Source organism: Streptomyces sp. SID3343 (genome assembly GCF_009865215.1).
Lineage (GTDB): Bacteria > Actinomycetota > Actinomycetes > Streptomycetales > Streptomycetaceae > Embleya.
In genome coordinates, this window is record NZ_WWJX01001202.1 from 1 (window position 1) to 6,503 (window position 6,503).

Genomic DNA, 6,503 nt, shown 5'->3' on the forward strand with positions numbered 1-6,503 from the left:
CACCCCCGCGGCCGGGGCGGCGAGCCGGCAGGACCGTACCGGTACGCCGGGGCTCGGCGGCGGGCGCACGGTGGCGCCCGATCCGGTCCACCCGGCCTCGGCTCAGGCCGGTCGGTCCAGCCCGTGCAACTCCACATCCACCAGCCGTCCCGCATCCGCGGTGACCGTCATGTACGTATGCCGAGGCTGCCGTCGGCGATCCGTCGGCGACCCCGGGTTGAGCAGTCGCAACCCCGTTTCCGCCGTCGTGTCCCACGGAATGTGGCTGTGCCCGAAGACGAGTACGTCCGCGTCCGGAAACCGGGCCGCGCACCGGCGTTCTCGCCCTGTCGCCGCACCCGTCTCGTGTACGACCGCGAAGCGGACGCCCGCCAACTCCACCCGCGCGACCTCCGGTAGCCGCGCCCGCAGCGCCGGCCCGTCGTTGTTCCCGTACACCCCCACCAACTGCCGGGCCCGCGCCTCGAACAGGTCAAGCGTCGCGACATCGACCCAGTCCCCGGCGTGCACCACCGCGTCCGCCGCGTCGATCTCGCTCAGCAACCGGCCGGGAAGCACCTTCGCCCGCTTGGGCAGATGGGTGTCGGTGGTCAGAAGGATGCGCATGGTCACCACCGTAGGGATCTCGCGGGGCGAGCGAACGCCCACTCGGTTCGGTATCGGGGAATTGGGTGCGGGGCGGTCAGTCGGTGGATGCCCGGGAGGCGTCGAGGTCGAGGGGACAGCGGTGCTGAGCCAGGATTCCCTCGACGATTCCCAGCAGGCGGTCCCCCGCTCGATCGATGCTTCCGTTGTGGGCGCTGACCTGCGCGCCTTCCAGTACGAAGGTGATCGCGGCCGCGGCCTGCTCGGGGTCGCGCAGCCCGGCCTCGGTGCACATGGCGACCAGTCTGTGGGTTTGGTGAGCCTTGTGTTTCTCGATCACTTGCCGTGCGGGGTGGGAGCGGTCGGGCAACTCGGCGATGGAGTTGATGAACGGACAGCCCCGGTGTGAGATCGCCGGCAATCCCTCGGCAATGAAGCGGGCCAGGCCGAGGATCTGCTCCCGGGGGCGGCCGGGGTGCTCGGCCTCGGCCCGGTCGAAGGCCGCCTGGTAGTCGGCGGCGACGATCCGCAGCCACTCCGCGACCAGCGCGTCCTTGGTTTCGAAGTGCCGATAGATCGCCATTTTGGTGGTCTCGGCCCGTTCGGCGATGGTCTGGACACCCACCCGACGGATCCCCTCGCTCTGGAAGAGCTCTTCCGCGGCGTCGAGGATGCGCTCACGAGGCGGCAGTTTGGCCACCCTGCTCGGTCTGCTGACGCTTGCTGCCATGACTGCTCCGTGACGTCCGGTCCGTGGTGGGGCCACTTCGTTTTCTCCTGTTACGGTACCAGTCGGTGCCGCGCGATACCGTTGGGTATCGTGTGGGACTCGAAGGTACCGTTCCGGGCCGATGGGAGTGACAGTGAAAATCACCGAGTACGTAAGCTTCGACGCGGTCGGGCTCGCGGAGCTGGTGGCCGCGGGCGAGGTGACCCCCGCCGAACTGGAAGCAGCCGCACGCGAGGCCACGCAGGCGGTCAATCCGCAGATCAACGCCATCGTGGAGACATGGCCGGCCGACGACGAGCCCAGCCCCGGGAGCGCACCGCTGGCCGGGGTTCCGTTCCTGATCAAGGACATCGCGGTCGCCATGGCCGGGAAGCGGATGGAGTTGGGCAGCCGGCTCGCGGCCGGCAATGTCTCCGACGCCGACTCTTTCCTGATGCGCCGCTTCCGTCGCGCCGGGCTCGTGACGTTCGGGCGTACCGCGACACCGGAGATGGCCTACAGCAACACGACGGAACCGGTGCTGTACGGCGCGACCCGCAACCCGTGGGACCCGGCGCGCAGCGCGGGCGGATCCAGCGGGGGCGCCGCCGCGGCTGTCGCGGCCGGCGTGGTCCCGATCGCGCACGCCACCGACGCAGCCGGCTCGATCCGCGTCCCCGCCGCCCACAACGGCCTGTTCGGATTGAAGCCCACCCGCGGCCGGGTCTCCCTGGGCCCGTACTTCGACGAGCTCTTCAACGGCCTGGTCGTGCACGGCAGCGTCAGCCGCACGGTACGCGACAGCGCGACGCTGCTCGACCAGATCCGCGGCCCGGAACCGGGCGACCCGTACTTCGCCCAGGAGCCGACCCGGCCGTACGCGGAGGAAGTCACCCGCCACCCGGGGTCGTTGCGGATCGGCGTACTCCCCCAGGCGTGGGGTGGGCGCCGCACGAGCGCGCCGGTGGCCGACGCGCTCTCCCGCACCACGCGTCTGCTCGAATCCCTCGGCCACCGGGTGGAGGAGGTCGAGGTCGACCTCGGGGTCGACTGGGAGGAGTTCGTCCTGGCCAGTGCCCGTCAGTGGACGGCGAATCTCACGGCCTCGGTCGACGAGTTGGCCGCCGCCTTCGGCCGGCCCGTCGACTCCTCGACCCTGGAGCCGGCCATCCTGGCCGGCTACCATTACGGGCAGCGGGTCACCGGCGCCCAGTTCGTCGGCGCTCTCGAAATCCGCAACCGGATCGCCCGAAGCCTGGCGGGGTACTTCGGTACCCACGACATATTGCTCACCCCGACCGTGCCGGAGCTTCCCGTGCTCCTGGGCACGCATGCGGAGAGCGCGAAGACGCTGGACGGCCTCGGCTGGCTCCGGTACCTCCTGGATCTTTCGCCGTTCACCGCGACGTTCAATGTGGCGGGCACGCCCGCCATGTCGGTGCCGGTGACGGCCGACGCGGAGTCGGGCCTGCCGATCGGCATGCAGTTCGCTGCCGGATACGGGCTCGAAGGCCGCCTCTTCCGCCTTGCCGGACAACTCGAACAGGCAAGCCCCTGGTCGGGCCGGACCCCCACGGTGTGGGCAGGGAACCACTCAGGCCACTGAGGAGCCAACGAGAGCAGTGCTCTCCTCGGCCGCACCGTTCGCCAAGTCCACGTACGGCGGGCTCGTCTTACGGCGGGCTCAATTCACGGCGGGCTCGGCCGCGTCGTCGTCACGTCCGCGTGGCGAACTCGGCGCCGTCATGTTCTCCGGCATGACGGCGTCGAGTCACCGGTCCATCGGTGGGCCTGCCCCGGTCCATCGCGGCACCCGGTCGACCGAACCCGGGCGTCAGGGGTGGCCCGCCGGCCCGACACCATCGGGATCCGGTAGACCGATCCCGGTCAGCCGAGGGCGGCCAGTCCCTTCAGCAGATCCTCGAGGTTCATCACCGGCTGGACGCTCACCTTCGCGCCCATCGAGAAAAACGGCTCTGCCACGGCCGGCATCTGTGACGCGTCGTCCATGTCGAAGACCATGAGACACGTACGGTCGCCCTCGATCGGGGTGAAGTAGACCGCCTCCGGGTTCCAGCGCTCGACCGCGGCTCGGATCGACTCCGGCATCGTGGCCTTTGCCGCAGCCGCGTTGTCGGCGTCGCTGCTCAAACGCGCTACCAGGAGTGTGCGCATCGGACTCACCGGACTTCTGAAATACGGGCCGTGTTCGGCGCTCTCCACGGGTGCTCGAAAGGACCCGGCCACGTACCCTTCCAGCCTCCACCTGCCTGCCCTTCCCCGCAAGCGCCGCACGCCCAAGACGTACGGCCCGCGGGACGGACGCGGGACGTACGGACGCGGTACGGACGTCGGCATCACATCGCGATCACGACGCGACGTGACGCCGACATCACCAACCAGCGGGGCTAGTTCGTCGCGGTCACCTTCGCCAAGCCCGCCGGCGCGTCCGGGTCCGCCCCGCGCCGCAGGGCGAACGCTCGGGCGATCTGCTGGAGTCGAACCGTCGTCGCGATCGCCCGCGCCGATTCGGAGCGCAGCGCCGGCAACGACGGCGAGACCGTCGCGTGCGGGATCCCATCCCTGTCGAGCCGCTCGCGCAACGCCGCGATATCGGGGGAGGTCGGCCCGCCCACGTCGATCAGCAGCACCGGAACCCGCGCGCTCAGCGCCGCGATCGGGCCGTGCAACAGGTCCGCCACCGAGATGCCCTCCGCGAACACTCCCGAGGTCTCCCGGATCTTCAATGCCCCTTCGAGCGCCACCGCGCCGCCCAGCCCGCGTCCCGCCACCACCAGCCGGTCGTGTCGGGCCCAGTCGGCCGCGAGGGTGTCCACCGCGGTCGTGTCCGCGAGTACCAGCCCTACCGCGTCGGGAAGTTCGGCCAGATCGGCCGGGTCGACCAGGTTCGCCGGCAGCGGGCCGAGCGCCGTCGCGATGCCCACCAGCGCGAGCATCTGCGCCGTGACCGTCTTGGTCGCCGGTACCGCGACCTCGGTGCCCGCCTCGGTGGCGGCCACCACGTGCGCCGCCGCCGCGAGCGCGCTGTCGGCCTCGTTGGTCACCGCGATGATCCGGGCGCCGCGCTCGCGGGCCGCCTGCACCGTGGTGACGATCTCGGGGGTGCGGCCGGACTGGCTCAGCGCGGTGACCAGATGGTCCGTGTAGTCGGTGCGCGCGCCGTAGCGCGTCACCAGGCTGGGCGAGCCCAGTCCCGCCGGCCGTTCCGACGCCAACTCGTACAGGTAGCGTCCGAACACCGCGGCGTTGTCGGACGACCCGCGCGCGATCAACACCGAACCGGCCAACCGGCGCGGCAGCGCGCCCCGTACCGATTCCGCCAGTTCCGGCAGGCGGGCGAGCAACCGCCTCAGTACGTCGGGCTGTTCGGCCATCTCGGCGGCCATCACCTCGCCGCTCATCGGGTCACCAGGGCCCAGTTCGGGCGCTCGCCGGCGGCGGCGTCCCACGCGAGGGCGACAGCGCCGCGCAGGGCGCCGTCGTGGATGTATCGGGCCGGGACGATCACGTCGGACATGTCGGGTCCTCCTGGGCAGTGGGTCGAAACGAACGAACGCAGTACGTCGAGGATGCGATCGGACGCGGCCATCAGGCCGCCGCCGAACGCGATCCGGGCGGGGTCCAGGGTCAGGTACAGGTTGAGCACGTGACCCGCCAGCACGTCGAGCGCGTGATCGGCGATCTCGCGCAGGCGGGGGTCGGGGGAGGTGAGCACCGCCACCGCATCGGGAGGCAGGCCGTGGCCGGTGAGGGCGTATCGGGCCTGGGTACGGGCGATCAGCGGGCCGCCGCCGATGATGCTCTCCAGGTCCGGGTCATCCGCGTGGCCGGGAGCGAGGCCGTAGCCGATCTCGCCCGCCACGCCCCGCGCGCCGCCCACGACCCGGCCGCCGACGGTGAGCGCGGCGGCAACTCCCGTACCCAGATTGACGAACAGGCCCGGGTCGGCGGCGACCAAGGCGCCGGTGCGGGCCTCGGCGAGGCCGGCCGCCTTGACGTCGTTGGCCACCACCACCGGCACCCCGCCGAACGACGCGCGGGCGAGGGCGAGCACGTCGACGTTCTCGATACCGGGCAGGTTGGGGGACAGGGCCACTCCCGACGCGGTCACCGTGCCCGGGCACACCAGACCCACCGCGACCACCTCGCGCCGGCCCTCTCCCGTCGCGGCGGCGACCTGGTCGCGCGCGATCCGCAGCAGCCGGTCCAGCGCGTGCGTCATGTCCTCACCGGGCTCGCGCGTGGCCACCCGGCACGCCGCGAGCGACTCGCCCGCGGCGGTGGCCGTGGCGACGGCCGTCTTGGTGCCGCCGATGTCCAACGCGACGACGGTCGCGGACGGGTCGAACGCGAGCGCCCCGGTGGCGGCGAGGGTACCGGCGGACGCATCGACCGACGAATCGGCCGGCTCGGCGAGTCCGGTGAGTTCGGCGAGTCCGGCAGGTTCGGTACGTCCGGCGGGTTCGGTGAGTTCGGGACAGTCGAGCACGGGTGTTCCTTAGGCAGGGAGTGAGTCGGCGGGGCGCGGGCGCTACGACGGGTTGTCGACGGCGCGCGCCTCCGCGTCGTAGCGGGTCCCCCACGCGAGCGACCGGCCCGCGTCGGTGTGCAGGCCCGACAGGGACTGGGTGCGGCCCCGGGTGACGAACACCTGCGGCCGGAAGCACATCACCACCGTGTCGCCCGGCCGGATCCCGAGCCGACGGGCGTCGCGCAGCACGGTGTAGTAGTGGATCGCCCCGTCCGGCGCGGTGTCCACGTTCGCGATCGGGCCGTCGGAGCCCGGGCCGTCGGTGCCCCGGCCGACGAACGCGGTCAGCTGGAACTCGCCGAGCACCTTGTCCACGTAGTGCCCGGCGGCGAACGCGTACGCGTCGTCGCCGTCCACGTGCGACACCTCGGTCACGTAGACGATCGCGGGCTGCTCCGGCGCGTCCTCGGTGAACACGTGCAGCGGCGTGGTGCCGTGGATCGCGTTGCCCGGCTCGACGTGCGTCGCGCCCGCCGCCGCGGCGATCTCCAGCGAGCGTGCCGACGTCGTGCCCGGCGCGTTGACCTGGCGGATGTCGAAGCCCGCGGCGCGCAGCCGGGCGGCCGCGTCGACGAGAGTGCGCAGGTTGGGCGTCGGTGCGATCCGGCGCTGCTGCGGGTCGGCGAGCAGGGCCGGGAACGTGGTCACGCCCCGCAC

The 6,503-nt window shown here is 71.8% G+C and carries 6 protein-coding genes and 1 pseudogene; 1 reads left to right on the forward strand and 6 read right to left on the reverse strand.

Annotated features, from left to right (window positions below; all coding sequences use genetic code 11):
- Positions 1–102: 102 nt before the first annotated feature.
- Positions 103–606 (reverse strand): metallophosphoesterase, encoded by a 504-nt coding sequence (locus GT354_RS37855; protein ID WP_161360916.1) that lies wholly within the window; start codon positions 604–606, stop codon positions 103–105.
- Positions 607–682: 76 nt separating this feature from the next.
- Positions 683–1,315: a TetR/AcrR family transcriptional regulator gene (locus tag GT354_RS37860; RefSeq protein ID WP_161360917.1), complete on the reverse strand. Its 633-nt coding sequence runs from the start codon at positions 1,313–1,315 to the stop codon at positions 683–685.
- Positions 1,316–1,448: 133 nt separating this feature from the next.
- On the opposite strand from GT354_RS37860, the gene GT354_RS37865 reads away from it, so the two are divergent.
- Complete coding sequence (locus GT354_RS37865; RefSeq protein WP_161360920.1) at positions 1,449–2,900, forward strand: amidase; 1,452 nt, start codon at positions 1,449–1,451, stop codon at positions 2,898–2,900.
- 281 nt (positions 2,901–3,181) lie between these two features.
- Here GT354_RS37865 and GT354_RS37870 read toward each other — a convergent pair whose 3' ends face one another.
- From GT354_RS37870 to GT354_RS37885, 4 genes and pseudogenes are all read right to left on the reverse strand, one after another.
- On the reverse strand, positions 3,182–3,469 hold the full coding sequence (locus GT354_RS37870; protein ID WP_202512744.1) for a DUF3303 family protein: 288 nt from the start codon (positions 3,467–3,469) through the stop codon (positions 3,182–3,184).
- Between the two features lie 233 nt (positions 3,470–3,702).
- On the reverse strand, positions 3,703–4,716 hold the full coding sequence (locus tag GT354_RS37875; RefSeq protein ID WP_161360918.1) for an SIS domain-containing protein: 1,014 nt from the start codon (positions 4,714–4,716) through the stop codon (positions 3,703–3,705).
- A complete protein-coding gene (locus GT354_RS37880) occupies positions 4,713–5,804 on the reverse strand; it encodes an ROK family protein (protein ID WP_161360919.1) in 1,092 nt (363 codons plus the stop codon). Before GT354_RS37880 ends, GT354_RS37875 begins: the two co-directional genes overlap by 4 nt.
- Before the next feature lie 42 nt (positions 5,805–5,846).
- A pseudogene (locus GT354_RS37885) lies at positions 5,847–6,503 on the reverse strand (hypothetical protein); the annotation flags it as partial.

Excerpts from the sequence above, each read along its gene's own strand:
- GT354_RS37855 (WP_161360916.1), bottom strand. The coding sequence starts at position 606 with ATGCGCATCCTTCTGACCACCGACACCCATCTGCCCAAGCGGGCGAAG.
- GT354_RS37860 (WP_161360917.1), bottom strand. The coding sequence starts at position 1,315 with ATGGCAGCAAGCGTCAGCAGACCGAGCAGGGTGGCCAAACTGCCGCCT.
- GT354_RS37870 (WP_202512744.1), bottom strand. The coding sequence starts at position 3,469 with ATGCGCACACTCCTGGTAGCGCGTTTGAGCAGCGACGCCGACAACGCG.
- GT354_RS37875 (WP_161360918.1), bottom strand. The coding sequence starts at position 4,716 with ATGAGCGGCGAGGTGATGGCCGCCGAGATGGCCGAACAGCCCGACGTA.